The 25,504-nt window shown below is 62.9% G+C and carries 23 protein-coding genes; 15 read left to right on the plus strand and 8 right to left on the minus strand.

Annotated elements, in window-relative coordinates; all coding sequences use genetic code 11:
* Positions 1 to 32: 32 nt before the first annotated feature.
* Genes L1P05_RS08960 through pspA form a run of 6 tightly spaced genes read right to left on the minus strand, consistent with a single transcriptional unit; the run spans position 33 to position 4,085 of the window.
* The gene (locus tag L1P05_RS08960) at positions 33 to 1,100 is read right to left on the minus strand and encodes a TIGR01620 family protein (RefSeq protein ID WP_012848699.1); all 1,068 of its coding nucleotides are present in this window, start codon (positions 1,098 to 1,100) and stop codon (positions 33 to 35) included.
* Positions 1,097 to 2,497 carry a YcjX family GTP-binding protein gene (locus tag L1P05_RS08965; RefSeq protein WP_012848700.1) on the minus strand — a complete coding sequence of 467 codons (1,401 nt, stop codon included), beginning with the start codon at positions 2,495 to 2,497 and terminating at the stop codon, positions 1,097 to 1,099. The genes L1P05_RS08960 and L1P05_RS08965 overlap by 4 nt, the downstream gene beginning before the upstream one ends.
* Complete coding sequence (locus L1P05_RS08970; protein WP_012848701.1) at positions 2,494 to 2,757, minus strand: hypothetical protein; 264 nt, start codon at positions 2,755 to 2,757, stop codon at positions 2,494 to 2,496. The genes L1P05_RS08965 and L1P05_RS08970 overlap by 4 nt, the downstream gene beginning before the upstream one ends.
* A gap of 36 nt (positions 2,758 to 2,793) precedes the next feature.
* Positions 2,794 to 3,147: an envelope stress response membrane protein PspC gene (gene pspC / locus L1P05_RS08975; RefSeq protein ID WP_012848703.1), complete on the minus strand. Its 354-nt coding sequence runs from the start codon at positions 3,145 to 3,147 to the stop codon at positions 2,794 to 2,796.
* On the minus strand, positions 3,147 to 3,374 hold the full coding sequence (gene pspB, locus L1P05_RS08980; RefSeq protein ID WP_012848702.1) for an envelope stress response membrane protein PspB: 228 nt from the start codon (positions 3,372 to 3,374) through the stop codon (positions 3,147 to 3,149). The genes pspC and pspB overlap by 1 nt, the downstream gene beginning before the upstream one ends.
* Positions 3,375 to 3,419: 45 nt before the next feature.
* Complete coding sequence (gene pspA, locus L1P05_RS08985; protein ID WP_012848704.1) at positions 3,420 to 4,085, minus strand: phage shock protein PspA; 666 nt, start codon at positions 4,083 to 4,085, stop codon at positions 3,420 to 3,422.
* 216 nt (positions 4,086 to 4,301) lie between these two features.
* On the opposite strand from pspA, the gene pspF reads away from it, so the two are divergent.
* From pspF to L1P05_RS09020, 7 genes are all read left to right on the plus strand, one after another.
* Positions 4,302 to 5,327: a phage shock protein operon transcriptional activator gene (gene pspF, locus L1P05_RS08990; protein WP_012848705.1), complete on the plus strand. Its 1,026-nt coding sequence runs from the start codon at positions 4,302 to 4,304 to the stop codon at positions 5,325 to 5,327.
* A gap of 385 nt (positions 5,328 to 5,712) precedes the next feature.
* Positions 5,713 to 7,392: an ABC transporter substrate-binding protein SapA gene (gene sapA / locus L1P05_RS08995; protein WP_041692520.1), complete on the plus strand. Its 1,680-nt coding sequence runs from the start codon at positions 5,713 to 5,715 to the stop codon at positions 7,390 to 7,392.
* Positions 7,389 to 8,354 carry a putrescine export ABC transporter permease SapB gene (sapB, locus tag L1P05_RS09000; protein WP_012848708.1) on the plus strand — a complete coding sequence of 322 codons (966 nt, stop codon included), beginning with the start codon at positions 7,389 to 7,391 and terminating at the stop codon, positions 8,352 to 8,354. Before sapA ends, sapB begins: the two co-directional genes overlap by 4 nt.
* Positions 8,341 to 9,231, plus strand: coding sequence for a putrescine export ABC transporter permease SapC (gene sapC / locus L1P05_RS09005; RefSeq protein ID WP_012848709.1), 891 nt, complete (start codon positions 8,341 to 8,343; stop codon positions 9,229 to 9,231). Before sapB ends, sapC begins: the two co-directional genes overlap by 14 nt.
* The gene (sapD, locus tag L1P05_RS09010; RefSeq protein ID WP_012848710.1) at positions 9,231 to 10,226 is read left to right on the plus strand and encodes a putrescine export ABC transporter ATP-binding protein SapD; all 996 of its coding nucleotides are present in this window, start codon (positions 9,231 to 9,233) and stop codon (positions 10,224 to 10,226) included. Before sapC ends, sapD begins: the two co-directional genes overlap by 1 nt.
* Complete coding sequence (gene sapF, locus L1P05_RS09015) at positions 10,223 to 11,038, plus strand: putrescine export ABC transporter ATP-binding protein SapF (RefSeq protein WP_109579648.1); 816 nt, start codon at positions 10,223 to 10,225, stop codon at positions 11,036 to 11,038. Before sapD ends, sapF begins: the two co-directional genes overlap by 4 nt.
* A gap of 94 nt (positions 11,039 to 11,132) precedes the next feature.
* Positions 11,133 to 12,104: a mechanosensitive ion channel family protein gene (locus L1P05_RS09020; RefSeq protein ID WP_012848712.1), complete on the plus strand. Its 972-nt coding sequence runs from the start codon at positions 11,133 to 11,135 to the stop codon at positions 12,102 to 12,104.
* 78 nt (positions 12,105 to 12,182) lie between these two features.
* On the opposite strand, the gene fabV is transcribed toward L1P05_RS09020, so the two are convergent.
* The gene (gene fabV / locus L1P05_RS09025) at positions 12,183 to 13,376 is read right to left on the minus strand and encodes an enoyl-ACP reductase FabV (RefSeq protein WP_012848713.1); all 1,194 of its coding nucleotides are present in this window, start codon (positions 13,374 to 13,376) and stop codon (positions 12,183 to 12,185) included.
* 197 nt (positions 13,377 to 13,573) lie between these two features.
* Here fabV and L1P05_RS09030 point away from each other — a divergent pair, with 197 nt between their 5' ends.
* The 3 genes from L1P05_RS09030 (at position 13,574) to L1P05_RS09040 (ending at position 17,887) form a co-directional block, all read left to right on the plus strand.
* Complete coding sequence (locus tag L1P05_RS09030) at positions 13,574 to 15,034, plus strand: AMP nucleosidase (protein WP_012848714.1); 1,461 nt, start codon at positions 13,574 to 13,576, stop codon at positions 15,032 to 15,034.
* Between the two features lie 134 nt (positions 15,035 to 15,168).
* Positions 15,169 to 17,112: an exoribonuclease II gene (locus L1P05_RS09035; RefSeq protein WP_041692521.1), complete on the plus strand. Its 1,944-nt coding sequence runs from the start codon at positions 15,169 to 15,171 to the stop codon at positions 17,110 to 17,112.
* Between the two features lie 181 nt (positions 17,113 to 17,293).
* Positions 17,294 to 17,887, plus strand: a complete 594-nt coding sequence (locus L1P05_RS09040; protein ID WP_012848716.1) for an NAD(P)H-dependent oxidoreductase — start codon at positions 17,294 to 17,296, stop codon at positions 17,885 to 17,887.
* Positions 17,888 to 17,974: 87 nt separating this feature from the next.
* Here L1P05_RS09040 and pepT read toward each other — a convergent pair whose 3' ends face one another.
* Positions 17,975 to 19,213, minus strand: a complete 1,239-nt coding sequence (pepT, locus tag L1P05_RS09045) for a peptidase T (protein ID WP_012848717.1) — start codon at positions 19,211 to 19,213, stop codon at positions 17,975 to 17,977.
* 363 nt (positions 19,214 to 19,576) lie between these two features.
* Here pepT and potA point away from each other — a divergent pair, with 363 nt between their 5' ends.
* The 5 genes from potA (at position 19,577) to potD (ending at position 25,490) form a co-directional block, all read left to right on the plus strand.
* Positions 19,577 to 20,710: a spermidine/putrescine ABC transporter ATP-binding protein PotA gene (potA, locus tag L1P05_RS09050; protein ID WP_012848718.1), complete on the plus strand. Its 1,134-nt coding sequence runs from the start codon at positions 19,577 to 19,579 to the stop codon at positions 20,708 to 20,710.
* Positions 20,694 to 21,560: a spermidine/putrescine ABC transporter permease PotB gene (gene potB / locus L1P05_RS09055; RefSeq protein WP_012848719.1), complete on the plus strand. Its 867-nt coding sequence runs from the start codon at positions 20,694 to 20,696 to the stop codon at positions 21,558 to 21,560. Before potA ends, potB begins: the two co-directional genes overlap by 17 nt.
* Before the next feature lie 161 nt (positions 21,561 to 21,721).
* Entirely contained in the window at positions 21,722 to 22,498 is a 777-nt protein-coding gene (gene potC / locus L1P05_RS09060; protein ID WP_012848720.1) for a spermidine/putrescine ABC transporter permease PotC, read from the plus strand.
* Positions 22,499 to 22,904: 406 nt separating this feature from the next.
* Positions 22,905 to 24,239, plus strand: a complete 1,335-nt coding sequence (cadB, locus tag L1P05_RS09065) for a cadaverine/lysine antiporter (protein WP_012848721.1) — start codon at positions 22,905 to 22,907, stop codon at positions 24,237 to 24,239.
* Positions 24,240 to 24,431: 192 nt separating this feature from the next.
* Positions 24,432 to 25,490, plus strand: coding sequence for a spermidine/putrescine ABC transporter substrate-binding protein PotD (gene potD / locus L1P05_RS09070; protein WP_012848723.1), 1,059 nt, complete (start codon positions 24,432 to 24,434; stop codon positions 25,488 to 25,490).
* The last annotated feature ends 14 nt before the right edge of the window (positions 25,491 to 25,504 follow it).

Raw genomic sequence — 25,504 nt, forward strand, 5'->3', positions numbered from 1 at the left:
GGGCTCCGCCGAAGCGCAGCCCCGCGGCGGCGCTAGGTTCGGCGCTCTGCCTTTGCCGCAGGCAGCGTCCGCCGCAGCTGGGCTATCAGCTCACGGCGAAAATCCCCCAGACGCGGGCGATCGTCGCCGATCCACGGCAGCGGGCGGCACAGCTCCATCGCCTTGATCCCCAGCCGCGCGGTCAACAGCCCGGCGCCGATCCCCTGCGCCGCCCGCGCCGACAGGCGGGCCGCCAGATCCTGGGAGACCCAGTCCATACCCACCTCGCGCACCAGCTCCGAGGCGCCGGCAAAGGCGATGTTCAGCAGTACCAGGCGGAACAGACGCAGGCGGCTGTAGTAGCCCAGCTCAATGCCGTACAGCGCGGCGATACGATTGATCAGGCGCAGATTGCGCCAAGCGATAAAGGCCATATCCACCAGCGCCAGCGGGCTGACGGCGATCATCAGGGTCGACTCGGCGGCGTAGCGGCTGATCTCTCGCCGCGCCTGGCTGTCGAGCACCGGCTGTACCAGCGTGGCGTACAGGGAGACCACCTCGCGATCGCTGTGGGTCTCGTGCAGCGCCGCCTGCCAGCGCTGCACCGCCGGGTGGCTGCCATCCAGCCCGGCCTGGCGCAGCAGGCGTTCGCAGAATGCCCGCCCGCCGCCGACGGCGTGGCTGTGCAGCAGATCGGCGGCCAGCTCACGCTCTTCGGCGCGCTGGCGCAGCCGGTAGAGATGACGCCATTCGGTGGCCAGGGCGCCGACGCCGGCCAGGACGATCATGCCTCCGGCCACGCAGCCGCCCAGCGCGATCCAGTCCTGGCTGATCCAAGCCTGATGCAGCCAGGCCGCCCCCTGCGCCAGCACGCTGAGGCCAAACAATGCCACCCCGCCCAGCGCGATACGCCGCCACAGGCTGCGGCGCGGACGCAGGGCCAAGCTGACCATCCCTTCCAGCCGCCCCTCCTCCTGCTCCGCCTCGACCTCTGACGGCGCCGACGGCGTAAACGCCTCGGCCTGATGCGCGTCGAATGCCATGCTCGGCTGCAGCGGCGGCGTCGGCTCCGCGCTCAGCGACGCATCGAAATCGATGCGCGGTTTAATCGGATCGTTCACCGTAATTTATCTCCCAGCAAAAATTCCATCACGCTGTCCATACGGATATGCGGCAGCGGCGTGTCCACCGCCATGCGCTGCGGCCGGAACTGTTCAAAATGAAACCCCTGCTGCTGCCAGAATGCGGCCTGCGGCAGGCGCGCCGGCACCTCGCCCGGATACACCGTCAGCGCCGCGCCGTCGCTCATCCGCTCTCCGCGCAGGGCCGGGATCGCCTGCCCCTGGTGATCCACCACCCCGCTCTGGGTCGCCTGGATCGCCGCGATGCCGGCGCAGTCCATGCTGATCCCCTCAAAGGCGGCGTTTTGCCAGGCATCCTGCACCAGCTGCTGCAGCAGCGAGACCAGATTGGCATGCTGATCGGCGGTCACATGGTCGGCCTTGCTGGCGGCAAACATCAGCCGATCGATACAGGGGGAGAACAGGCGACGGTACAGCGTGCGCTTACCGTAGTTAAAGCTCTGCATCAGTTGGCTGAGGGCCAACCGCATATCATTAAACGTCTGCGGCCCGCTGTTGAGGGGCTGCAGGCAGTCCACCAGGACAATCTGACGGTCGAAGCGCGCGAAGTGTCGACGGTAAAACCCCTTCACCACTTCGCGGCAGTAATAGTCGTAGCGCTGACGCAGCATGCCGATATTGCTGTGCCGATCGGCGCTGGCCAAGCGGGCTTCACCCGCCTCATCCAGCCCCGGCCAGGGGAAAAACTGCAGCGCCGGCGCGCCGGCCATATCCCCCGGCAGCACAAAGCGGCCCGGCTGAATAAAGTGCAGGCCGCGCTGTTTGCACTGCAGCAGATAGTCGGTGTAGGCCTGCGCAATGGCCGCCAGCTGGCGCTCGTCCGCCGCCGCCAGCGGATCGCAGGCCGCGCACAGGCGCAGAAACGGCTCGGCCAGCGTCCGCCGCTCGCCCTGCAGCAGGCCATTCATCTGGCGCGACCACGCCAGATAGCGCTGATCGAGCATCGGCAGATCCAGCAGCCATTCGCCGGGGTAATCCACGATCTCCAGATACAGCGTCGAGGTCTCTTTGAAGTGGCGCAGCAGCGACTCCCTACTGCGGTAGCGCAGCGCCAAACGGATTTCGCTGACGCCGCGGGTCGGCGTGGGCCAGTCGGGCGGCTCGCCGTACAGCTGGGCCATGCCTTCGTCATAGGTGAAGCGGGCCACCCCCAGCTCACGCTGCGGCACCCGCTTTACCCCCAGGATCCGCTCCTCGCGCACCGCGGAAAACAGCGGCAGGCGCGCGCCGCTGTGGAGATGCAGCAGCTGATTGACCAGCGACGTAATGAACGCCGTCTTGCCGCTGCGGCTCAGGCCGGTGACCGCCAGACACAGATGGCGATCCAGACCGCGGTTAACCAACGCGTTGATATCGTGCTGTAGCCTCTTCTTCATATCTCTCCTTGCCGTTGTCCGGCCGACGCGTCACGCCGGACACCCTGCTGAAAATGGCGCGCCGTCGCATAGCGTACGCCGCGTCGCAGCGCGGGCGCCAGCGTCCAGCGCAGAATCACGCGCAGCGGACGCCAGGCGACATAGCGAGTGACGCCGGCGGCGATGCCCGCCGGTGCGGCGCACAGCAGCAACGGCACAGCGTGACGCAGCAGCGCGGCACACAGCGGCCCGGCGCAGCGCGCCTGACGAAAGGGGGTCATACGCCTCTCCTCGAGTATACGGCAGCGGTGATACCGCTATAGCTGACGGAAACGCCGGTTCAGGCTAAACGCCGGCGAGGTCACGTAGCGCTCCAAGCGGCGCAGCCGCTGTTCGCACGCCGCCAGCTCCCCGGCGGTGCGCGCCAGCTGCGCCCGCGCGCTCGGCGCCTCGGGCGGCCGTTCGCCCTGCGCCACCGGCAGCGTAAAGGCCAGGATCAGGTACGCCGCCAGCGTGATGACAAACAGGCCGCAGAAGATCGACAGTACCGCCATCGCCCGCACCAGGGCAACCGGGACATCAAAGTAGTCGGCGATCCCGGCGCAGACGCCCTTGATCACCCCGCGCTGAGGCAGGCGGTACAGACGACGCGAAGGCAACGACGGGCTCATCAGGCGTCCCTCCAGCTGGGATGCTCCGCATCCAGAATCGCCTCCAAGGCGCCGATACGCTGGCGCATCCGCTGCGCTTCCTCGCTCAGCTGAGTCAGGCGCTGCTGCTCCTGCGCCTGCAGTACGCTGTCGCTGCGCTGGCGGTTGCCGTAGTGCAGCCACAGCCAGATAGGCAGGACAAACAGCACGAACAGGGTCAATGGAATGGCGAGAAACAGATAGCCCATATACGCTCCTTGGATAGATGGTCAGTGCGCCGAACCGCGACGCGCTTATTCGCCGCGCTGCAGACGGGCCTTCATTTCATTCAGCTGACGACTGATTTCGTCATCAGCCTTTAATTCAGAAAACGCCTGATCCAGGCTCTTCTTTTTGCCCAGCCCCACGCTCTCAGCCTCGGCCTCCATCTGATCGATGCGACGCTCAAACTGCTCGAAGCGCGCCATCGCCTCATCCAGCTTGCCGCTGTCCAACTGACGGCGAACATCGCGCGAGGAGGCGGCGGCCTGCTGGCGCAGCGCCAGCGCCTGCTGGCGGGCGCGGGTTTCGCTCAGTTTACTCTCCAGCTCGCTGATTTCACGCTTCATTCGCTCAAGGGTCTCATCAACGCTCTCCACCTCGTGCCGCAGCGTCAGCAGCAGGTCGGCGACGCGCTGTTTTTCGATCAGCGCCGCCCGCGCCAGATCCTCTTTCTCTTTACGCAGGGCCAGCTCCGCCTTCTCCTGCCACTCGTGACACTGTAACGATGCCTGCTCGATGCGGCGCAGCAGCTGTTTCTTCTCCGCCAGTGCCCGGGCGGAGGTGGAGCGCACCTCGACCAGCGTATCCTCCATCTCCTGGATCATCAGGCGCACCAGCTTCTGCGGATCTTCGGCCTTGTCCAGCAGCGTATTGATATTGGCATTCACGATATCGGCAAAACGAGAAAAAATACCCATGATGTTATCCTCGGCTCAGTCAGTATTGCGGCCGCCTTGCTGTACCAGCGGGCGCCACGGTGTACGTTGATATATACAAGAGCCATGCCAAGTCTACGTTATGGCTAATAATCATTATAATTCAAAACGTTAATTATATTCCCGCGGGAGGATTGCAGAAACAGGAGTGATGAGTTTTACTAAAAGATAGTGAAAATAACCACATTAAGGTGAGAGATGGCCGATCGCGATACCCTGCTGGGCGAAGACAACGCGTTTCTGGAAGTGCTAGAGCAGACCTCACGCCTGGCTCAATTGAACAAGCCGCTGCTGATCCTCGGCGAACGCGGCACCGGTAAGGAGCTGATCGCCCAGCGCCTGCACTACCTTTCGCCGCGCTGGCAGGGGCCGTTTATCTCCCTTAACTGCGCCGCGCTCAGCGAGAGCCTGCTGGACTCCGAGCTGTTCGGCCATGAGGCCGGCGCCTTCACCGGCGCTCAGCGCCGTCATCTGGGGCGCTTTGAGCGCGCCGACGGCGGCACCCTGTTTCTCGACGAGCTGGCCACCGCGCCGATGCTGATCCAGGAGAAGCTGCTGCGGGTTATCGAGTATGGCCATCTGGAGCGCGTCGGCGGCAGCCAGTCGCTGCAGGTGGACGTACGTCTGGTCTGTGCGACCAACGCCGATCTGCCGGCGCTGGCCGCCGCGGGCCAGTTTCGCGCCGATCTGCTGGATCGTCTGGCGTTTGAGGTCATCGCCCTGCCGCCGCTGCGCCAGCGCCGGGCGGACATCCTGCCGCTGGCGGAGCACTTCGCTATGCAGATGTGTCGGGAGCTGGGGCGAGCGCTGTTCGGTGGCTTCAGCGCCCGCGCGCAGCGTACGCTGCTCGACTACCGCTGGCCCGGCAACATCCGCGAGCTGAAAAACGTGGTGGAGCGCTCCGTATTTCGCCACGGCGACGACGAGGGCGCGCTGGAGAACATCGTGCTTAATCCCTTCCCCATCCCCGACGCCGCCGCAAGCGAGGCGAGCCCCGTCGAGTGGCCGACGCTGCCGCTGGATCTGCGCGCCTGGCAGAGCGAGCAGGAGTGCCGCCTGCTGCGCCACGCGCTGCGGCAGGCGCACTATAACCAGCGTCGCGCCGCTGACCTGCTCGGCATTACCTACCATCAGCTGCGCGGCATTATGAAAAAGCAGGGGATCGCGGCAATATCGCCGCAGACGGTCGATGACGCCGCGCGAATGGGGCCGACGGCGGAATAAAAAAAAGCCAGCACCCGCGCTGGCATTAAAATGAAACTGTAAGCAATGTGAGCAATGTCGTGCTCCCCGCAGGCGCCTATCAGACAGACCATTGAGGTGCGATTTGAATGATAATGTTTATCAATATCGTTTGCAAAGCTTTTTTGTCTCCGCCGATAAAACCCGCGGCCAACCGACGTCGTACGGGACGAATTGTTTAATCACAGAGCAAATAAACCGCGTCGGCGGCGCCAGCGATTGGGCCGACCGGCAATGTACGTTACACTAGGCTATCGTTCAATGAACTGCCGCTGTTCCGTCGTGTCATGGATCCGACGCCGGCAGCGTGCCGGGCGGCGCTGCCGGCGTCGCTCAGCAGCACAGCCAACAACCTGTTGAAGCCTCTATGCGCGCTCTGAAAACACTGTTTATTCCGCTGCTGCTCCTGTCGGCAGCGGCCACGGCGGCCGAGAAACCGGCGCCACAGCCCGCCCCCGCTGTGCCGGATATCCGCCAGAGCGGGTTTATCTATTGCGTCAACGGGATCGTCAATACGTTCAACCCACAGATGGCCAGCAGCGGCGTGACGGTGGATACCCTGGCGGCCCAGCTCTACGACCGGCTGCTGGATGTCGACCCCTATACCTATCGGCTGATCCCCGAGCTGGCGCAAAGCTGGGAGGTGCTCGACGGCGGCGCGACCTATATTCTGCATCTGCGCCGCGATGTGCCGTTCCAGAAAACCGCCTGGTTTACCCCGACCCGCAACATGAACGCCGACGATGTGCTGTTCAGCTTCGAGCGCATGTTCGACCCCAAGCACCCCTATCACGACGTCAACGGCGGTCACTACCCCTACTTCGATAGTCTGCAGTTCAGCAATGCGGTGCAGAGCATCCGCCGGCTGGACGATTACAGCGTCGAGATCCGCTTGAAGCAGCCTGACGCCTCTTTCCTCTGGCACCTGGCGACCCACTATGCGCCGGTGCTCTCGGCCCAGTACGCCGATGCGCTGGCCAAGCGCGGCCACCAGGCGCAGATAGACCGGCTGCCGGTCGGCACCGGCCCCTTTATGCTGGATGAGTATCGCGCCGGGCAGTTTATCCGCCTGGCGCGTAACCCCCAGTACTGGAAAGGAACGCCGCGCATGGCGCAGGTGGTCATCGACCTGGGCGCCGGCGGCACCGGACGGATCTCCAAGCTGCTGACCGGCGAGTGCGATGTGCTGGCCTACCCCGCAGCCAGCCAGCTGGGCATCCTGCGCGACGATCCGCGCCTGCGCCTCACCCTGCGCCCGGGGATGAACGTCGCCTATCTGGCGTTTAACACCCGCAAGCCGCCGCTGGACAACGTCGACGTCCGCCGCGCCATCGCCTATTCGATCAATAACCAGCGTCTGATGCAGTCGATTTACTATGGCACGGCGGAGACGGCGGCCTCCCTGCTGCCGCGCGCCTCCTGGGCCTACGACAACGACGCGCGCGTTACCGACTACAACCCGGAGAAAGCGCGCGCCATGCTCAAGGCCGCCGGGATCAGCAACCTGCGCCTGCAGCTGTGGGTGCCGACCGCCTCCCAGGCCTATAACCCCAGTCCGCTGAAAACCGCCGAGCTGATCCAGGCCGATATGGCCCAGGTCGGGATCAAGGTCACCATTGTGCCGGTAGAGGGGCGCTTTCAGGAGGCCCGGCTGAACGATATGAGCCATGATATGACCCTGTCCGGCTGGGCGACCGACAGCAACGATCCGGACAGCTTCTTCCGTCCGCTGCTCAGCTGCGCCGCCATTCAGTCCCAGACCAACCTGGCCCACTGGTGCGATCCGGCGTTCGATACCCTCCTGCACCAGGCGCTGCAGTCCCAGCAGCTCTCCCAGCGGATTGACGACTATCAGGCGGCGCAAAAAATCTTGGAGCAGCAGCTGCCGATCCTGCCGCTGGCCTCCTCGCTGCGCCTGCAGGCCTATCGCCATGACATCAAAGGACTGGTGCTCAGCCCGTTCGGCAACGCCTCGTTCGCCGGGGTCTATCGCGAAATGTCGCCCCCGGCGCCCGCGCCTGCGCCGCCGGACAAGGAGAAACCATGATTATTTTTACCCTGCGGCGTCTGCTGCTGCTGCTGGTCACGCTGTTCTTCCTGACCCTCGTCAGCTTCAGCCTGCTCTACTTCACGCCCCATGCCCCGCTCTCCGGGGCGTCGCTCACCGACGCCTATCGCTTTTACCTGCACAGCCTGCTGCAGGGCGACTTCGGCGTCTCCAGCATCAACGGTCAGACCATCGTCGGACAGCTGCGTGAGGTGGTCCCCGCGACCCTGGAGCTGTGTATCCTGGGCTTTCTGCTGGCGCTGTTTTGCGGGATCCCCATGGGCATTGCCGCCGGGATGATGCGCGGGCGCTGGCCGGACGGCGCCATCAGCACCCTGGCCCTGCTCGGCTACTCCATGCCGGTATTCTGGCTGGCGCTGCTGCTGATGCTGTTTTTCGCCCTGCACCTGGGCTGGCTGCCGGTCTCCGGGCGCTATGACCTGCTCTACCCGGTGCCCAATATCAGCGGCTTTGCCCTGGTGGATGCCTGGCTCTCCGACTCCCCCTACCGCCGACAGATGCTGCTCAGCGTGCTGCGCCACCTGGTGCTGCCGGTCAGCGTGCTGGCGCTGGTGCCGATGACCGAAGTCATCCGCCTGATGCGCCTCAGCACCGACGGCGTGGTCGGCCAGAACTATATCAAGGCGGCGGCGACCCGCGGCCTGTCGCGGCTGACCATCATCCGCCGCCACGTACTGCACAACGCCCTGCCGCCGATCATTCCCCAGCTGGGCCTCCAGTTCTCCACCATGCTGACCCTGGCGATGATCACCGAGGTGGTGTTCAGCTGGCCGGGGCTGGGACGCTGGCTGATCACCGCCATCCGCCAGCAGGACTTCGCCGCCATCTCTGCCGGTGTCATGGTGGTCGGCACGCTGGTTCTGGTGGTCAACGTTCTGTGCGATATCATCGGCGCCGTCACCAGTCCGCTGAAACATAAGGAGTGGTATGCACTTCGATAACGTCTACCGCGAGAAAAAGGTCCCCAGCCCGCTGCGGCAGACCTGGTATCACTTTCACGCCGACTCGCTGGCCATGATCGGCCTGTACGGCGTCGCCGCGCTGCTGCTGCTGTGCCTGTTTGGCAGCCTGCTGGCGCCCTATGGGCTGGATCAGCAGTTTCTCGGCTACCAGCTGCTGCCCCCCTCCTGGTCGCGCTATGGCAACGTCTCCTTCTTCCTCGGCACCGACGATCTCGGGCGCGATCTGCTCAGCCGCCTGCTGTGCGGCGCGGCGCCGACCTTTGGCGCCGCGCTGACCGTCACCATCGCCGCCAGCCTGTGCGGCGTGCTGATCGGGGTGCTGGCCGGCATCACGCACGGGCTACGCTCGGCGATCCTGAACCATATTCTCGATACCCTGCTGGCGATTCCCTCGCTGCTGCTGGCGATCATCGTGGTGGCCTTTATCGGCCCGCGTCTGGAGCACGCCATGCTGGCGGTGTGGCTGGCGCTGCTGCCGCGCATCGTACGCGCGGTCTACAGCGCGGTGCATGAGGAGCTGGAGAAGGAGTACGTGGTCGCCGCGCGCCTGGACGGCGCCTCGACCTGGTTTATTCTGTGGGACGCCGTGATGCCCAATATCGCCGGAGTACTGGTGTCTGAATTCACCCGCGCACTCTCCATGGCGATCATCGATATTGCCGCGCTCGGCTTTCTCGATCTCGGCGCCCAGCTGCCGTCGCCGGAGTGGGGCGCCATGCTAGGCGACTCGCTGGAGCTGCTGTACGTGGCCCCCTGGAGCGTCATGCTGCCGGGCGGCGCCATTATGATCAGCGTGCTGTTGGTCAACCTGCTGGGCGACGGGCTGCGTCGCGCCGTCAACGCCGGGGTAAAATAATGCCGCTACTCGATATCCGCAACCTGACCATTGAGTTCATGACCCCGGAGGGCCCGGTCAAGGCCGTCGACCGCGTCAGCCTGACCCTCAGCGAAGGTGAAATCCGCGGCCTGGTCGGTGAGTCTGGCTCAGGTAAGAGCCTGATCGCCAAAGCCATCTGCGGGGTGACCAAGGACAACTGGCGGGTGACCGCCGACCGTATGCGCTTTGACGACATCGACCTGCTGCGCCTGTCGCCGCGTCAGCGACGCCGCCTGGTCGGCCATAACGTCTCGATGATCTTCCAGGAGCCGCAGTCCTGTCTCGACCCCTCCGAACGCATTGGCCGCCAGCTGACCCAGGCGATCCCCGGCTGGACCTATAAAGGCCGCTGGTGGCAGCGCTTTCGCTGGCGTCGCCGCCGCGCCATTGAGCTGCTGCACCGCGTCGGCATCAAAGATCACCGCGATGCCATGCGCAGCCTGCCCTACGAGCTGACCGAAGGCGAGTGTCAGAAGGTGATGATCGCCATCGCGCTGGCCAACCAGCCGCGTCTGCTGATCGCCGATGAGCCGACCAACGCCATGGAGCCGACCACCCAGGCGCAGATCTTCCGCCTGCTGGCGCGCATGAACCAGAACAACAACACCACCATTCTGCTGATCAGCCACGATCTGCAGATGATGAGTAAGTGGGCCGACCGCATTAACGTCATGTACTGCGGGCAGACGGTGGAGAGCGCCAGCTGTGAAGAGATCCTCAGCGCGCCGCACCATCCCTATACCCAGGCGTTGATCCGCGCGATGCCCGACTTTGGCCGGGCGCTGCCGCCCAAGAGCCGCCTGAACACCCTGCCCGGCGCCATACCGTCGCTGGAGCATCTGCCGATCGGCTGCCGCCTGGGGCCACGCTGCCCCTACGCCCAGAAAAAGTGTATTCAGACCCCTACCCTGCGCAGCGTGAAAAACCACAGTTTTGCCTGCCATTTCCCGCTGAACATGGAGGAGGCCCAGTGATGAAAACGCTGCTGGAGGTCCACGGCCTGGAAAAAACCTTTCGCTACCGCACCGGCTGGTTTCGCCGCCAGCGGGTCGATGCGGTCAAACCCCTCAGCTTTACCCTGCGAGAGGGGCAGACGCTGGCGATCATCGGTGAGAACGGCTCGGGGAAATCGACCCTGGCCAAGATGATCGCCGGCATGGTCGAACCGAGCGGCGGCGAGATCGTCATCGACGATCATCCGCTGCGCTACGGCGACTACCGCTACCGCAGTCAGTGTATCCGCATGATTTTTCAGGATCCCGCCACCTCGCTCAACCCGCGTCAGCGCATCGGCCAAATCCTGGACGTGCCGCTGCGGCTGAATACCGATCTGGACGCCCCGGCGCGCGAGGCGCGGATCAATCAGACGCTGCGTCAGGTCGGGCTGCGCAGCGATCACGCCTACTACTATCCGCATATGCTGGCCGCCGGCCAGCTGCAGCGCATCGCCCTGGCGCGCGCGCTGATCCTGCAGCCCAAGGTCATCGTCGCCGATGAGGCTCTGGCCGCTCTGGACATGTCCATGCGCTCGCAGATCATCAACCTGATGCTGGAGCTGCAGCAAACGCACGGCATCGCCTATATCTACGTCACTCAGCACCTCGGCATGATGAAGCACATCAGCGATCAGGTTCTGGTGATGCAGGCGGGCGAGGTCGTCGAGCGCGGTAGCACCGCCGAGGTGCTCGCCGCTCCGCTGCACGATCTAACCAAGCGTCTGATCACCAGCCACTTTGGTGAGGCTCTGACCGCCGACGCCTGGCGCCGCGACGGCGGCGGCTTTTAACGCGCGCCGGGCGCCGCCGCCCGGCCCCCCCTTAGCGATGGAGACGGACGCCCGCGACCCGGGGCGTTCATGAATGTGTTTGAGGTAAACTGCTGTGACGCTGATTGTCGAAAAACTGCATGCGCATCTGATACTGGCCGCCGTCCTGCTGCTGCTCAGCGCGATGGTATATGGCCTGCGCAAGTGCCGGGGAAACCGCGGCACCGCCCTGCTTCAGGTGGCGCAGACCCTGCTGTGGCTGCTGCTAGTGCTGCTGCTGTGCGAAGGGATCAAAAAATACCTGCTCATGGTCGGGCTGTGGCCGTGGATTAAATATATCTCCTTCTGCCAGACTATCCTGATCATCTTTGTCCTGTTTAAGGCCATCTCATCGGCCATCAATATCATCGCCGACCGACAGGTTAAAAACGGGATCAACCGCTCGAAGACCCTGGTGGTGATCCGCGCCATTAACATCGTCACCCTGTTCCTGCTGGCGACCCTGTTCGGCGAGCAGCTGGGGCTGAATATGTCCGGACTGCTGACCTTTGGCGGCGTCGGTGGCGTCGCTATCGGTATCGCCAGCCGCAATATCCTCGGCAACCTGCTGTCCGGCGTGATGCTTTACTTCGATCGCCCCTTCAACGTCGGTGACTGGATCCGGCTGCCGGAGAAGAATACCGAGGGCGTGGTGACCGAAATCAGCCTGCGCACCACCAAAATCGTCACCTTCGACCAGAAGCCGCTGTATATCCCCAACGCGGTCTTTTCATCGATCATGATCGAAAACCCCGGGCGCAGCGACTACCGCAAGGTCGAGCTGGCGGCGATCGTCAAAAGCTTTGATGCGCAGCAGGTCAGCGCCCTGCTGGGGCTGATCGGCGAGAAGGTGGCGCAGGACCCGCGGGTCAACGGGCAGCTGGATACCTTTATTCATATGCACAATATTACCAAGGATGGTATCCAGATCCTGATTAGCCTGTTCGCCAATACCCGCGACTACGATGTCTATCTGGCGCTGAAGCAGAGCCTGATCGTCTACACCGTCGACGCCGCCAGCGCGCAGGGGCTAGAGGTCACCTGCTGATCGACGCCGCGCGGGGCGATCAAAAAAAGGCCGCATTTGCGGCCTTTTTTAGCATGTGACGACGACGTTCGCGGTAAGTTACAGCGTAACCACGTCGAACTGCACGTCCGGATTCACATCGGCGTCATAGTCTACCCCGTCCAGACCGAAGCCGAACAGGCGCAGAAACTCCTGCTTGTAGCCGCTGTAGTCGGTCAGCTGGCTGAGGTTCTCGCTGGTGATGGACGGCCACAGATCGCGGCAGGCCTGCTGTACGTCGTCACGCAGCTCCCAGTCATCCATGCGGATGCGGGCGTGATCGTCCAGCGCCATGTCGCTACCGTACAGACGCGTGCGCATCATACGATCAACCTGCTCCATGCAGCCTTCGTGGATGCCCTTCTCCTTCATGATCTTGAAGGACATCGAGATGTACAGCGGCATCACCGGAATCGCGCTGGAGGCCTGCGTCACCACCGACTTCAGCACGGCGACGTGGGCCGTACCGCCGTTGGCGGCGAGATCGCCGCGAATGCCCGCCGCGGCGCGGTCCAGATCTTCCTTCGCGCGGCCCAGCGTACCGTGCCAGTAGATAGGCCAGGTCAGGTCGGTACCGATGTAGGAGTACGCCACGGACTTGGCGCCGTCGGCCAGGACTCCGGCGTCACGCAGCGCGGACATCCACAGCTCCCAGTCCTGCCCACCCATGACGGTGATGGTGTTCTGGATCTCCTCTTCCGTCGCCGGCTCGACGCTGGCGGAGATGATCTGATCCTTGTTGGTATCGATGGCGGTGGTGGTATACACCTCACCGATAGGCTTCAGCGCCGAGCGAACCACCTCGCCGGTATCCGGCAGCTTGCGCACCGGTGAGGCCAGCGAATAGACCACCAGATCCACCTGCCCCAGGTCCTGCTTAATCAGCTCGATCACCTTCTGGCGGCATTCGTTGGAAAACGCATCGCCGTTGACGCTCTTAGCGTAGAGGCCCGACGCTTTAGCCGCCTTGTCGAACGCGGCGGCGTTATACCAGCCGGCGCTCCCGGTCTTGGTTTCCGTACCCGGCTTCTCAAAGAACACGCCGATCGTGGCGGCGCCGGCGCCAAAGGCTGCGGCGATCCGCGACGCCAGGCCATAGCCGGTCGACGCACCGATCACCAGCACCTTTTTAGGGCCGTTCTCAATCGGTCCTTTAGCCTGGGTGTAGGCGATCTGACGACGGACGTTGGCTTCACAGCCAACCGGATGGGTAGTGGTGCAGATAAAACCGCGAACCTTGGGTTTGATAATCATAGTGTCTCTTATCCGTTTTATGGATGAAATCAGGGCATAAGATAGCGCATTGTACCCCAATTGGGTGCTCTGATGTGTTGTCCGCGGCGAAAAAGTCCCGCGCGGCCCCCTTTTCCCCGGCGCCGCTCTCGACTAGGCTTGCAGTACCGATCGCTGTGCGCGTCAGCAGCGTCACTTTTATCCATAAGGGAGAAGCCATGAGTCCAGCCAACAGTGCGACCCCTCTCACGCCGGAGCAGGCGATCAACCGCCTGAGCGCTTACTATGACGGCGCCGTGCGCGCCCTGCGTGACGCCATCGGCGCCTTTGTCGAGCGCGGCGAGGTGCCCGACCCCGCGTCGCGCGCCGCCGGGAGCTTTGTCTATCCGGCGCTGCACGTCGCCTGGGATGGCGAAGGTAAACCCGGCGAGCGCACCCGCGCCTACGGCCGCTTCAACCATCCCGGCCACTATGTCACCACCGTCACCCGGCCAGAGCTGTTCCGCGGCTATCTGCTGGAGCAGTTGACCCTGCTGGTGCGCGAATATGGCGCCCGCATCGAGGTTCGCCCCTCGGCTCAGGAGATCCCCTATCCCTATGTTATCGACGGCGCCGAGCTAGGGCTTGACCGTATGCTGAGCGCCGCGCTGGCCCGCCACTTTCCGACGCCGGATCTCGCCAGCATCGGCGATGAAACCGCCGACGGCGCGCTGCTGGGACGGCAGGATGCCCCGCTCTCCCACTTTGACGCCCTGCGCACCGACTTCTCTCTGGCCCGCCTGCGCCACTATACCGGCACCCCACCCGAACACGTGCAGCCCTATATTCTGTTCACCAACTACACCCGCTACGTCGACGAATTCGTGCGCTGGGCCCGCCGCCAGATAGGCAACCCCAACAGCGGCTATCGGGCGCTCTCCGGCGCCGGCGGCATTTACATCGATGCCGCCAACGCGGACGACGATCAGTTGGTCAGCGATCTGGCGTGGAAAAACCACCAGATGCCCGCCTACCACCTGATCGGCGACGATGGCACCGGCATCACCCTGGTCAATATCGGCGTCGGACCGTCCAACGCCAAAACCATCTGCGACCATCTGGCGGTGCTGCGCCCCCACGCCTGGCTGATGATCGGCCACTGCGGCGGCCTGCGCCAAAGCCAGACCATCGGCGACTATGTACTGGCCCACGCCTACCTGCGCGACGACCATGTGCTGGACGCCGTGCTGCCGCCGGACATCCCGATCCCCAGCATCGCCGAGGTGCAGCGGGCGCTGTACGACGCCACCAAGCAGATCAGCGGCATGCCCGGCGAGCAGGTCAAGCAGCGGCTGCGCACCGGCACGGTGGTGACCACCGACGACCGCAACTGGGAGCTGCGCTACAGCGCCTCAGCCCGCCGCTTTAACCTCAGCCGGGCGGTGGCGGTCGACATGGAGAGCGCCACTATCGCCGCCCAGGGCTACCGCTTTCGCGTGCCCTATGGCACCCTGCTGTGCGTCTCGGACAAACCGCTACACGGGGAGATCAAGCTGCCCGCCCAGGCCAACCGCTTCTATCAGGGCGCCATCTCCGAGCACCTGCAAATCGGCATCTATGCGCTGGATCTGCTGCGCGCCGAGGGCGACCGCATGCACTCCCGCAAGCTGCGCACCTTCAATGAGCCGCCGTTCCGCTAGCGTGGGCGTCCACGCAGCTGAATTCGTCTCTCTGGCCTGCCGCGCTTGCCCCGGCGGGCCACTTTGCGTAACAATGGCAGCCACTTTTTTTGGTCATCACGATCGCTCACCAGCCGGAATCACTATTTCACACTATGTTTCAGGACAACCCGCTGCTTGCCCAGCTAAAACAGCAACTTCACTCGCAGACTCCCCGCGTGGAAGGCGTGGTCAAGGGAACCGACAAAGGCTTTGGCTTTTTAGAGGTCGACGCGCAGAAGAGCTATTTCATTCCGCCGCCGCAGATGAAGAAAGTGATGCACGGCGACCGCGTCCGTGCCGCCGTTCAGGTTGATAAAGAGCGCGAAATCGCCGAGCCGGAAGAGCTGCTGGAGCCTTTCCTGACCCGTTTTGTCGGGCGTATCCAGAAAAAAGAGAACGACGAACGTCTGTCCATCATCCCGGATCACTCGCTGTTGAAAGACGCCATCGGCTGTCGTCCGGCGCGCGGGCTGGATCGCGCCTTCCGGCAGGGAGACTGGGTGCTGGCCGAAATGCGCCGCCATCCGCTGAAGGGCGACCGCAGCTTCTTTGCCGAGATCACCGCCTTCATTACCGACGGCAGCGACCACTTTGCCCCCTGGTGGGTCACCCTGACCCGCCACGATCTGGCGCGCAGCGCGCCGCAGTGGCAGGCGGGAACCCTGCTGGAAGAGGGGCTGGCGCGTGAAGATCTGTGCGCGCTGCCGTTTGTCACCATCGACAGCGCCAGCACCGAAGATATGGATGATGCGCTGCACGTGCGCGAGAACGCCGACGGCAGCCTGTGCCTGACCATCGCTATCGCCGATCCGACGGCCTACGTCAGCGCCGACAGTCCGCTGGACGCCGAGGCGCGCCATCGCGCCTTCACCACCTATCTCCCGGGCTTTAACATCCCGATGCTGCCGCGCGATCTCTCTGACGACCTGTGCTCGCTGCGCGAAGGGCAGCGCCGTCCGGTGCTGGCCTGCGAGGTCACCCTCGACGCCGACGGCAGCCTGCGCGACGACATCCGCTTCTTCAGCGGCTGGATCGAGTCCAAGGCAAAGCTGGTCTACGATCGGGTCTCCGACTGGCTGGAGGGCCGCGGCGACTGGCAGCCGCCGAGCGACGATATCGCCGCCCAGATCCGACTGCTGCACCGCGTGGCCAACGCCCGCACCCAGTGGCGTCAACAGCATGCCCTGGTGTTCCGCGATCGCCCGGACTACCGCTTTGTTCTCGACGATCACGGCGACGTTACCGATATCGTCGCGGAGCCGCGCCGGGTGGCCAACCGCATCGTAGAAGAGTGCATGATCACCGCCAACGTCTGCGCGGCGCTGGTGCTGCGCGAACGCCTCGGGTTTGGGATCTACAACGTCCATACCGGCTTTGATCCGGCGCTGGTGGAGCAGGCCGTCTCACTACTGAACGCCAACGACGTCGCCGCCAACGCCGAGGCGCTGCTGACGCTGGACGGCTTCTGCACCCTGCGCCGCCATCTCGACTCGCTGCCGAGCACCTTCTTAGATAGCCGTATCCGCCGCTTCCAGACCTTTGCCGAAATCAGCACCGAGCCGGGGCCGCACTTTGGCCTGGGGCTGGAGGCCTACGCCACCTGGACCTCACCGATCCGTAAGTATGGCGATATGGTCAACCACCGTCTGCTGAAGGCGCTGATCGCCGGAGCACCAGCGACGCGGCCGGACCCGGCGATGACGCTGCAGCTGGCCGAGCGCCGCCGTCAGAACCGGATGGCGGAGCGCGACGTCGGCGACTGGCTGTACGCCCGCTTCCTGAAGGACAAGGTCAACGCCCCGACCCCGTTCAACGCCGAGATCATCGATATCTCGCGCGGCGGCATGCGCGTCCGCCTGCTGGAGAACGGCGCGGTGGCCTTTATTCCGGCCTCCTTCATCCATGCCGTGCGCGACGAGATGGTATGCAGCCAGGAGAACGGCACCCTTCAGGTGAAAGGCAGCGTCGTCTACCGCCAGGGCGATACCGTTCCGGTGACCCTGAGCGAGGTGCGCCTCGATACCCGCAGCCTGATCGCTCGCCCCTTCAGCGCCTGACGCCGAATGCTCTGGCCCGCCCCGTGCGGGCCATTTTTTTACCCGATCCCCTGACGCCCAACGGCCCTTTTTGTGCCCTCTCCCGCCGCGACGCGTTCCAATATAGTAATCACAGTGATAGTTTTATACGCATTGATTTACGAATCCCTAACGTCGCCCATCGGGCGCACTGGAGCCAGTCATGAGTCATATTCTGTTGCTTAACGGCATGAAACCCTTCGGCCACTCTAACGGCCAGCTGAACACCACGCTGCACGATACCGCCCGGGAGCGCTTAGGCGAGCTGGGGCACCAGCTGCGCACGACGACGATCGACCAGGGATACCAGGTAGCGCAGGAGGTGGAGAATATCCTGTGGGCGGACTGCATCATCTATCAGATGCCGGGATGGTGGATGGGGGAGCCCTGGATCGTCAAAAAATACCTTGATGAGGTCTTTACCGCCGGCCATGGCCGTCTGTACACCAACGATGGGCGTACCCGCGCCGACGCCAGCAAAAAATATGGCTCCGGCGGACTGCTGCAGGGCAAAAAGTATATGCTCTCCCTGACCTGGAACGCGCCGCAGGAGGCCTTTGACGATCCGGCCCAGTTCTTCCACGGCCAGGGGATCGACGGCGTCTACCTGCACTTTCACAAGGCTAACCAGTTCCTCGGTATGGCGCCCCTGCCGACCTTCCTGTGCACCGACGTCATCAAGCGTCCAGACGTCGAGCACAACGTGGCGCGCTATCGTGAGCACCTGACGCGCCTGTTCGCCGACGGCGTCCGCTGAGGTCGACGCAAAAAAACGGGGTGCCCCGCCCGTCGCGTGACACCCCAGAGACGGCGACCGGCCCCGGCCGCCGTACGCCGCTCTAGATTATTCGGCGACGCGCGCGCGCTCGGCGGTCAGCTCGGCGATACGCATGATCACCGATACCGCCTTCTCCATCCCTTCCAGCGTAATAAACTCATGTTTGCCGTGGAAGTTATAGCCGCCGGTGAACAGGTTCGGACACGGCAGGCCGCGGAATGACAGCTGCGCCCCGTCGGTGCCGCCGCGGATCGGCCGCTCGATGGGCTCAATCGCCAGATCGCGCATCGCCTGACGCGCCAGGGCAACGATATGCGGGTGCTTCGCCACCTCGTCGCGCATATTGTAGTAGCTGTCGTCCAGCGTCACCTCAATGTAGCACTCCGGGTGCAGCCCCTGGCCCACCTGCTTGGCGATCTCCATCATGTGCTTCTTGCGCGCCTCAAACCCCTCGCGGCTAAAGTCGCGCACGATGTAGTGCATCTCGGCCTTCTCCACGCTGCCCTTCATCGACACCAGGTGGTAGAACCCCTCATAGCCGTCGGTCTGCTCCGGGACCTCCGCCGCCGGCAGCAGCGCGTGAATGCGGTTGGCCAGCCCCAGGGCGTTCACCATCACCCCCTTGGCGCTGCCCGGGTGTACGTTATTGCCGATGATCTTGATGTTGACGGAGGCCGCGTTAAAGTTTTCACACTCCAGCTCGCCCACGCCGCCGCCGTCCACGGTATAGGCCCACTCCGCGCCAAAGGCCGCGACGTCGAAATGCTGGGCGCCCTTGCCCACCTCTTCATCCGGGGTGAAGGCCACCCGGATCTCGCCGTGGGGGGTGTTCCCCTGCTTGAGACGCACCATCGCCGTCATGATTTCGGCGATCCCCGACTTATCGTCGGCCCCCAGCAGGGTTTTCCCGTCGGTGGTGATCAGGGTCTGCCCCAGCAGCTGGTGCAGCACCGGAAACATCACCGGGGAGAGAATTTCATCGCCGATCCCCAGGGCGATATCGCCGCCGCGGTAGTTTTCGACGATCTGCGGATTCACGTTTTTACCGCTGGCGTCCGGCGCCGTATCCATGTGGGCGATAAAACCGATGGTCGGTACCGACCAGGCCACGTTGGCCGGCAGCGTCGCCATCACGCAGCCGTGTTCGCTGAGCGTGACCTGCTCCAGCCCCAGCGCCAGCAGCTCACTCTGCAGCGCACGGGCCAGCTTGAACTGTCCCTCGGTACTCGGGACCTGACGTACCCCTGGCTTGGACTGTGTGTCAAAAGAAACATAGTTAAGAAAACGATCAAGTAAGTTATTCATTTGGTATTTTCTCCCTTCTTGTTGCCCCATTATGCGGAGCCACCTCCGGCGAAATATTGCGTCAGGTCATTTTTACCGGGGTTTGCCTTTTCTCCTGGCAGAAAAAATCTGACCGCCAACCCGATTCAGCGCAGGCGGTGGATGATTTGTAAACGAATCGGAGCAAATGCCGGGATTTACGCAGGAAATCCGTGAATTCTGCGCGCCTCAGCTTTCAATTATTGTCCGCAGGGTCTATCATGCGCGCTCTAAAAATTTGATCGACGTCGCTGGTTTCGAGCGCCGGAAATCCCGGTGTGCTCACGCAGTCTTTTTCAGCGGCGGTTCTATCTGCAACATCTCTCGGGATAGAGTAACCACTAAATGACTGAGACTTCCTCTGTAGACGCCCAGGCGCTGCCGGTCGTATGCCTGACCCACATCCGCAAATCCTTTGACGGCAAAGCGATCATTCCCGATCTCGACCTGAGCATTAATCACGGTGAATTTGTCACCATTCTTGGCCCCTCCGGCTGCGGTAAAACCACGGTGCTGCGTCTGATCGCCGGGCTGGAAGAGGTCGACAGCGGCCAGGTCGCGCTGGACGGAGAGGAGATAACCCACCAGCCCGCCGAACAGCGCCACGTCAACACCGTCTTCCAGAGCTACGCCCTGTTTCCGCACATGAGCGTCTTTGAAAACGTGGCCTTTGGCCTGCGCATGCAGAAAACCCCGCACCATGACATCGCGCCGCGCGTCATGGATGCCCTGCGCATGGTACAGCTGGACGAGCTGGCCCAGCGCCGCCCGCATCAGCTCTCCGGCGGCCAGCAGCAGCGGGTGGCCATCGCCCGCGCGGTGGTCAATAAGCCGCGGGTACTGCTGCTGGACGAGTCGCTGTCGGCGCTGGACTACAAGCTGCGCAAGCAGATGCAGAACGAGCTGAAGGCGCTGCAGCGCAAGCTGGGCATCACCTTTATCTTCGTCACCCACGATCAGGAAGAGGCGCTGACCATGTCCGACCGCATCATCGTGATGCGCGATGGACGTATCGAACAGGATGGCTCGCCGCGCGAGATCTACGAAGAACCGAAGAACCTGTTTGTGGCCAGCTTTATCGGCGAGATCAACATATTCGATGCCGAGGTGATGCAGCGTATCGATGAGCAGCGGGTACGCGCCAACGTCGAGGGGCGCGAGTGCGATATCTACGTCAACCCAGCGCTGCCGGTCAGCCAGGGCGACCGCCTCAAGGTGCTGCTGCGGCCGGAAGATCTGCGCGTGGAGGAGATCAGCGACAGCGAGCAGGTCGACGGCATCATCGGCTATGTGCGCGAGCGCAACTACAAAGGGATGACCCTGGAGTCCAGCGTAGAGCTGGAAAACGGCAAGATGGTGATGGTCAGCGAGTTTTTTAACGAGGACGATCCCGACGTAGACCATTCGCTCGATCAGAAGGTAGCGGTAACCTGGGTCGAAAGCTGGGAGGTGGTGCTGCCTGATGAAGAAATCGCGTAAACTGTTTCAAAATGTCGTGATCGCGCTGGTGGTGGGCTGGCTGTCGCTGTTCGTCTTCCTGCCGAACCTGATGATCATCGGCACCAGCTTTCTGACCCGCGATGACGCCAACCTGGTACAGATGGTGTTCACCGGGAGCAACTACGCCCGGCTGTTCGACCCGCTGTACGCCGAGGTGCTGCTGCACTCGCTCAACATGGCGCTGATCGCCACCCTGTGCTGCCTGGTCATCGGCTATCCCTTTGCCTTTATTCTGGCGCGCCTGCCCCACCGGGTGCGCCCGCTGCTGCTGTTTTTGCTGATCGTCCCGTTCTGGACCAACTCGCTGATCCGGATCTACGGGCTGAAGCTGTTCCTCAGCACCCGCGGCTACCTCAACGAATTCCTGCTCTGGATCGGCATCATCGATCAGCCGCTGCGGCTGATGTACACCTCCACGGCGGTGGTGCTGGGGCTGATTTACATTCTGCTGCCCTTTATGGTGATGCCGCTCTACTCCAGCATTGAAAAGCTGGATCGCTCGGTGCTGGAGGCAGCGCGCGACCTAGGCGCCAATCGGCTACAGACCTTCATGCGCATCATCGTACCGCTGACCATGCCGGGGATCGTCGCCGGCTGCCTGCTGGTGCTGCTGCCGTCGCTGGGCATGTTCTACATCGCCGACCTGCTGGGCGGCGCCAAAAACCTGCTGATCGGCAACGTCATCAAGAGCCAGTTCCTCAATATTCGCGACTGGCCGTTTGGCGCCGCCACCAGCATCTGCCTGACGCTGGTGATGGGGGTCATGCTGCTGATCTACTACCGGGTCGGTAAGCTACTCAACCGTAAGGCCAGCGACTTGGCAGACTGACGGACCGCCGCGGCGCCCGCGCCGTGCCGAGGCGTCAATATTTAATATCCATTTGTTTTGTTTGGCAAAATTTTGTCGAATGGTTTGGAGAAGATAACAAAATTGTCTAATCTGCATAAGTATAACGCGTGCGTATGCCGCGCCGCCCGGGAGGATCTGCCATGCTCGGACGCCTGATGCGCGGGGGCTTCATGTCCCTCATCTACGCTTACTTATATATCCCTATCATTATTTTGATCGCGAACTCGTTTAACAGCTCGCGCTTCGGCATCAACTGGAAAAGCTTTACCCTGAGCTGGTACAGCACGCTGATGAACAACGATAGCCTGCTGCAGGCGGCGGGCCACTCGATCACCATGGCCGTGCTCTCCGCCACCTTTGCCACCCTGATAGGCTCCTTGACCGCCGTGGCGCTGTTCCGCTACCACTTCCGCGGCAAACCCTTCGTCAGCGGCATGCTGTTTGTGGTCATGATGTCCCCGGATATCGTCATGGCCATCTCCCTGCTGGTGCTGTTTATGCTGTTGGGGGTCTCCCTGGGCTTCTGGTCCCTGCTGTTTTCGCACATTACCTTCTGCCTGCCCTTCGTGGTGGTCACCGTCTACTCCCGTCTACGGGGCTTTGACGTCCGCATGCTGGAGGCCGCCCGCGATCTCGGCGCCAGCGAGCTGGTTATCCTGCGCAAAATCCTGCTGCCGCTGGCCATGCCGGCTGTGGCCGCGGGCTGGCTGCTGAGCTTCACGCTGTCGATGGACGATGTCGTGGTCTCCTCCTTTGTCACCGGGCCGGGCTATGAGATCCTGCCGCTGAAAATCTACTCGATGGTCAAGGTGGGGGTCTCTCCGGAGGTCAACGCCCTGGCCACCATCCTGCTGGCGCTGTCGCTGCTGCTGGTGCTCGCCAGCCAGCTGATCCTGCGCGACCGCACCCGCAGCTAATCCCGCGACGGGCGGCTACTGCGCCGCCTGTCGCGCCGCGGACGCTCTCCCGACGTCGCCGATTATCTTTTTTTGCTACTGCATTAAAATATTCAGATACCCGCGCCTCAGATCGGACGATCTTCCCCCTGCTATGCGTACTGTGCCGCATTTTGGCGTGAAAATTTCCCCCCGCCCCCCCGCCGGGTACCCCCGATCTGCCGCCCCGCTCAAAATGACGCAGCGCTGCGGGAAATTACCGGACCAACTTTTCAGATTGAAATGCAAGAGGCCATTGGTCATACCTTGTACTGTGATCTGATTCGCAAATAGTCATATAATTACGACCAGGACTTGATTAATTAAGCGGCGCGCACCGTGAGGGAGTACGGTCACCACGTCTGACATAAGACAAAACGGGGCTAAAATGGCGTCTTCTACAAAAAAAATCGGGCTTTTTGCCTGCACGGGAATCGTTGCCGGCAATATGATGGGCAGCGGTATCGCCCTGCTGCCGGCAAACCTCGCCAAAATTGGTTCCATCTCTATTTTTGGTTGGTTAATTGCCTTGGTCGGTGCAATGTCGCTGGCCTTTGTCTTCGCTCGTTTGACTACACGCGATCCACAGGTAGGCGGCCCTATCGCCTACGCAGGCCGTCTGGGCCCAGCCTTTGGCTTCCAGACCGCCGTGCTCTACTATCATGCGAACTGGATCGGTAACCTGGCCGACTGCCTGGCCGGGGTCGCCTATCTGTCGGTCTTCTTCCCGATGCTCAACGACCCGATACCCGCGGGCATTGCCAGTATCGTCATCATCTGGATCATGGCCTTCATTAATATGATGGGCGGAACCTGGGTGAGCCGCCTGACGACCCTGGGGCTGATCCTGGTGCTGATCCCGGTGGTCGGTACCGCCATCGCCGGCTGGCACTGGTTTGATCCGGCGCTGTACCACGCCAACTGGAACACCACCCAGAGCAGCAGCGGCAGCGCCGTACTGCACAGCATTCTGATCTGCCTGTGGGCCTTTGTCGGCGTAGAGAGCGCCGCGGTCAGCTCCGGGCTGGTGAAGAACGCCAAGCGCACAGTGCCGCTGGCCACCATGCTGGGAACCGCACTGGCTGGCCTGATCTACATTCTGGCGACCCAGGTGATGAGCGGGATGTTCCCAGCGCAGACCATGGCCAACACCGGCGCCCCCTTCGCCGCCAGCGCCTCGATGATCCTCGGCCCCTGGGCCGCACCGGTGGTCTCGGCCTTCACCGCCTTCGCCTGTCTGGCCGCCCTGGGATCGTGGATGATGCTGGTGGGCCAGGCCGGGGTACGCGCCGCCCGCGACGGTAACTTCCCGCGGATCTACGGCGAGGTTGACGCCCACGGCGTGCCGCGTAAAGGGATCGTGCTGTCGGCGCTGAAGATGACCGCCCTGATGGCGCTGATGACCTTCTTGGCCGCCAGCGGCGCCAAAACCTCCGACATCTTCGGCGATTTGATCGGTATCGCGGTGCTGTTAACCATGCTGCCCTACTTCTACTCCTGCATTGCGCTGATCCGCCTGGAGGGCCCCTCCCTGCACCACGTGCTGAGCCTGACGGCCGCCACCCTGGGCTGCCTGTTCTGCTTTATCGCGTTAAGCGGCGCGGAGTCGGTCAAGCTGGCGCTGACCTTTATCATCAGCCTGAGCATCCTGATGTTCTACGCCCGCCGCCAGGGCTTTCATGAGAAGGCCTACGCCCGCCTCAACCGGCAGGCGCCGCGCTAAGCGCGCTCACGCTGCCGTCCGCGCCCCTTGCCGGACGGCACGCTAGCCCGTCGGCGTCCGGCGGCGGCCAAGGCTTTACCCCCGCCGCCGCCGCTCCTATAATAGCCCGCCTGTTTGTTGTGGTGCGCCAAGGCGTTACGGCGGCGGACAGTTCCATCTTCTGTTTCGACCTTCACTATAGGGATACGCTGAATGAAAAAGTGGTCACCTCTGGTAGCCGCAGGTTTGCTGGCAATGGGAGCTCATGCCGCACATGCTGCCGATGCGCCGAAAACCGACAATAATACGGTCTACTTCTACAACTGGACCGAATATGTCCCGCCGGGGCTGCTGGAGCAGTTCACTAAGGAAACCGGAATCAAAGTCATCTATTCGACTTATGAATCCAATGAAACCATGTACGCCAAGCTGAAGACGTACCGGGAAGGCGCCTACGACCTGGTGGTACCCTCCACCTACTACGTCGCCAAAATGCGTAACGAAGGGATGCTGCAAAAGATCGATCACGACAAGCTGAGCAACTTCCACAACCTGGATCCCAATCTGCTGCACAAGTCGTTTGACCCGAAGAATGACTATTCCATCCCCTACATCTGGGGCGCGACGGCGATCGGGGTCAACAGCGATGCCATCGATCCGGCCAGCGTGACCAGCTGGGCCGACCTGTGGAAACCGGAGTATAAGGGCAGCCTACTGCTGACGGACGACGCGCGCGAAGTGTTCCAGGTCGCCCTGCGCAAGCTGGGTTACTCGGGCAATACCACCGATCCCAAGCAGATCCAGGCAGCCTATCAGGCGCTGGTGAAGCTGATGCCCAACGTGCTGGCCTTCAACTCCGATAACCCGGCCAACCCGTTTATGGAGGGTGAAGTCAATCTGGGCATGATCTGGAACGGCTCCGCCTATGTGGCGCGCCAGGCCGGCACGCCGGTGCAGATCGTCTGGCCGAAAGAGGGCGCCATTTTCTGGATGGACAGCCTGTCCATTCCGACCAATGCCAAAAATCCCGAAGGCGCGATGAAGCTGATTAACTTCCTGCTGCGTCCGGACGTCGCCGCGCAGGTCGCGGAAACTATCGGCTACCCGACCCCGAACCTGGCGGCCCAAAAGCTGCTGCCGAAAGAGGTGGTCAGCGACAAGTCGCTCTACCCGGATGCGGAAACCATCGCCAAGGGCGAGTGGCAGAATGACGTCGGCAGCTCCAGCGAAATCTACGAAACCGATTTCCAGAAGCTGAAGGCCGGACGCTAACCGCCCTCAGCGCA

This window comes from Edwardsiella piscicida, assembly GCF_021733145.1.
GTDB lineage: Bacteria > Pseudomonadota > Gammaproteobacteria > Enterobacterales > Enterobacteriaceae > Edwardsiella > Edwardsiella piscicida.